This window comes from Acinetobacter sp. UBA2063 (assembly GCF_002333245.1).
Classification (GTDB): domain Bacteria; phylum Pseudomonadota; class Gammaproteobacteria; order Pseudomonadales; family Moraxellaceae; genus Acinetobacter; species Acinetobacter parvus.
This window is the reverse complement of record NZ_DDAH01000071.1, coordinates 1-4,159: the sequence shown is the minus strand read 5'-3', so window position 1 is coordinate 4,159 and position 4,159 is coordinate 1. Positions and strand designations below refer to the sequence as shown.

1 protein-coding gene and 2 pseudogenes are annotated in these 4,159 nt (G+C 45.5%); 1 reads left to right on the top strand and 2 read right to left on the bottom strand.

Features of this window, described 5'->3' with window-relative positions:
• The first annotated feature begins 25 nt into the window (after positions 1–25).
• Positions 26–514 carry a glutathione peroxidase gene (locus B4H32_RS03280; protein ID WP_004680890.1) on the top strand — a complete coding sequence of 163 codons (489 nt, stop codon included), beginning with the start codon at positions 26–28 and terminating at the stop codon, positions 512–514.
• A gap of 54 nt (positions 515–568) precedes the next feature.
• Here B4H32_RS03280 and B4H32_RS03275 read toward each other — a convergent pair.
• Together B4H32_RS03275 and B4H32_RS03270 are read right to left on the bottom strand one after the other, a co-directional pair.
• Positions 569–3,700 (bottom strand): annotated as a pseudogene (locus B4H32_RS03275) (efflux RND transporter permease subunit).
• Position 3,701: 1 nt separating this feature from the next.
• Positions 3,702–4,159 (bottom strand): annotated as a pseudogene (locus B4H32_RS03270) (efflux RND transporter periplasmic adaptor subunit); the annotation flags it as partial.

Sequence of the window (4,159 nt, the reverse complement as noted above, 5' to 3'; positions counted from 1 at the left end):
AAAAGAACGACGAGGAAACATATCCATGAGTAACATTTATCAGTTTGAAGCTGAATTGTTAGAGGGAGATATAAAGGCGCTCGCCGACTATAAAGGTAAGGTCATGCTGATTGTAAACACTGCAAGCAAGTGTGCTTTTACCCCACAGTTTGCAGGACTTGAAAAACTATATGAAAAATATAAACCACAGGGTCTGGAAATTTTGGGGTTTCCATGTAACCAGTTTGGTGGGCAGGATCCAGGAACAAATAAAGAAATAGGGGCGTTCTGCCAACGTAACTATGGGGTTAATTTTCCAATGTTTGCCAAAGTTGATGTAAAAGGACCTGAAGCACATGCCATTTTTCGTTTTTTAACCCGAGAGGCGAAAGGCATTTTGGGAAGCCAGAACATTAAATGGAATTTCACCAAATTTCTCGTGGGACGTAATGGTGAGGTTTTAGGACGTTACGCGCCGACTACCAAGCCCGAGGCTTTCGAAGCAGATATTGAGAAAGCATTAGCAAGCAAATAAGAGACAATAAAAAAAATGGGCGGTTTATTAACCGCCCATTTTTTATGGATGTTTTTATTCAACGGTTTTAGATTTCCTCAACCCATGAAGCTTACGATTAATATCATCAATAAAGGTGTAAACCACAGGAATCACTAATAATGACAAGAAAGTGCTGGTGATCAATCCACCAATCACTGAAAGTGCCATTGGTGCGCGGAAGCTTGGATCAGTTCCAATACCTAATGCAATCGGTAACATCCCAGCACCCATTGCCAATGTGGTCATGATAATAGGGCGGGCACGTTTATGGCAGGCATCAAGCAAGGCATTGAAACGCGAATAGTCTCGCTCTTTACGCGCAATAATGGCGTAATCCACCAAGAGAATTGAGTTTTTACTTGCGATTCCCATGAGCATGATTAAACCGATTAAGCTTGGCATTGAAAAGCTACTTTTTGCCAAAAGTAACAGCACGAAAGCGCCACCCAAAGACAGCGGTAATGCAACCAAGATGGTGATCGGTTGTAAAAAGTCCTTAAATAAAAGCACCAACACCACATAAATACACAGTACACCCGTCAGCATGGCCAAGCCAAAGCTTGAGAATAATTCCTGCATCACTTCAGCATCACCGATATTGGTACGTTTTACTGTCGGTGGTAGATTCTTCATGGTTGGTAATTGATCAACTTTCGCTGCAATATCACCCAAAGGCTGGTTGTTGAGTTCAATATTAAAGTTGATATTACGAAGACGGTTGAAGCGGTCAATCTGTGATGGTCCACTTTCAATATTCACATCGGCAATCGTCCCCAGCATGACAGGACCATGACTACCCTTGATCATGAGGCGTTTAATCAGTTCCTGATCCTGACGGGCGGCAAGAGGCAATTTAATCACCACAGGCACCTGACGCTGTGAAAGGTTGAGTTTTGCCAGATTTTGGTCAAAGTCACCTGCAGTTGCGATACGTAAAGTCTCGGCAATATCGTAAGTGGTCACACCCAAATCTGCGGCTTTGGCAAAATCAGGGCGAATCACCAGTTCAGGACGAATCAGTGCCGCACTTGAAGTAATACTGCCAATATTCGGAATGGTGCGTAATTCACGTTCCAGTGCGCGGGCTGTTGACATCAAGGCTTCAGGGTCATCGCCTGAAAGTGCCAGTTGATATTGGCTGTTATTGCCCGCCAGACCGACCTGAATTCTGGCACCTGGCAAGGGTGCTAAACGTTGACGAATCTGGTCTTCAATGTCTTGCAGACTGGCACTGCGTTCAGTACGTTCAGTGGTTTGAATAGTCAGAGTCGCTTTACGAGGTTCACTAGATGCACCACCAGCAAAGGGGTCACTTCCTGCAGCGCCTCCACCAATGGTGGTATAGATGCTTTTAATTTCAGGATGATCCTTAATTAGGCTTCGTGCATATTCTGCCGTTTTTAAGGTATCGGCAAATTGTGAACCTGGGGTCAATTCCAGACGTACCTGCGTTTGTCCAGTGTCTGGTGGTGGTACAAATCCAGTTGGTAATAGTGGAATCAGCATAACTGAACCAATAAAAAAGGCGATTGCCCCAAACAGCGTGATCCAGCGATGGTTTAAACACCACGTCACCAGACGCATATAGCTACGCATGACTTTGCCATCTTTGGCACGGTCTTTCGCTAAAGCCGCTGTACCTTGATCATTGGCAGGTTGGTCAGTATCTTCATGAGGTTCAACTTTGCCGACCCAGGGTTTAAGGATATAGGCAGACATCATTGGGGTAAGCAAACGTGCTACGAGCAAGGAGGCAAAAATGGCCAATGCTGCTGTCCAGCCAAACTGCACAAAGAATTTACTTGCAATACCACTCATAAAGGCGGTCGGTAAAAATACTGCAATCAGGGTAAATGTGGTGGCAATCACGGCAAGCCCAATTTCATCGGCAGCTTCCATTGCCGCTTCATAGGGTGTTTTACCCATCCTGAGATGTCGAATGATATTCTCAATCTAAACAATTGCATCATCGACCAGAATCCCGACCACCAGCGACATTGCTAAAAGAGTAACAGTATTGAGGGTGAAACCAAAAAAGTACATCCCAATCAGGGCTGGTAAAATTGACAGGGGCAGGGCAGTTGCGGCAATGATGGTCGCACGCCAGTCACGTAGGAATAGCCACACCACTAAAATAGCTAAAATGGCACCCTCGTAAAGCAGTGACATCGAACCTTTATAGTTGTCAGCAACGGGCTTAACAAAGTTAAATGCTTCGGTGATTTTAATGTCTGGATGTGCAGCCTTGAGTTTATCCAATGCTTCGACCACACCCTTTTCAACATCAACCTCACTGGCACCCTTACTACGGGTAATTTCAAAGCCAATCACAGGCTGTCCATTCAGCAATGCAGCAGAACGGCGTTCGGCAATACCATCATGAATGGTCGCAACCTGATCAAGACGTATATGGCGGCCATCACTGAGTGCAATATCTATTGCCCCAATTTCTTCGGCTGTTTTTACCGTTGCAATGGTGCGAATGGACTGTTCACTGCCGCCAATCTTGGTTTGACCGCCAGATGCATCTTGCTGGATCAAACGCAATTGTCGGGTAATATCCGTTGCAGTTGCATTCAGTGCCAGTAATTTTTCAGGGTCAAGTTCAACCTCAACCTGACGGGTAACACCGCCCACACGGGCGACTGCACCCACACCCTTAACTTGTAGCATGGCGCGGGCAATATCATAGTCCACAAACCATGACAGAGCCTCCTCATCCATTTTCGGCGACTGGATGGTATAAGTTAGAATGGGTGAGCCTGAAAGGTTGATTTTACTGACAATTGGGTCACGTAAATCGGCAGGCAAGTCTGAACGCACCTGGGAAACCGCGTTACGAACGTCATCTACCGCCTCTTGCAGTGGTTTTTCCAGTTGGAACTCGGCTGTAACCGTGACAACGCCATCCTGAATATTGGTATATTGATTTCTTAAACCTTGCAGGGTGGCAATCGAGTTTTCAATTTTACGAGCAACTTCAGTTTCCAGTTGTGGTGGCGCAGCACCTGGCAGGGCTGCGGTCACAGTCACCATTGGCAATTCAATATCTGGAAATTGCTGGATTTTCATCCATTTAAAACACATTAAACCCGTCAATCCCAGCATAATAAATAATAAAATGGCTGGAATAGGATTACGGATTGACCAGGCAGAGAAATTCATTTTAATTCCCCTGTGTGGTCACAAGTTGTTTAGTCAATGGCGTATCAGGAATGTCTTTTGCGACAGTCACTAAATCACCATCGGTGAGGAAACCTGTACCAGACGCAACCAGTTTTACATTTGCAGGCAAGTCCAGAATCTCAACACGATCAGCCAAACGTCGCCCAACAGTCACTTTTTGCTGTGCTACACGATTGTTTTTCCCCACAATAAATACATAGGCAAAGCCATCGCGTAGCAACAAGGCAGTTTGTGGAATAGTGAGTGCTGGTTTTTCACCTAAATCAAATTAACCTTTTACAAACATGCCCATCCGAAACGCCTGAGTGGCTGGCAAGTCAACATAAACCAAGCCATAACGGGTTTGTGGATCAATCACAGGGGCAATTATCCGAACCTTGCCTGTAATGGCAGGCTGGGCAGGGTCAGGCGAAAAAATACGCGCATTCATCCCTTGCT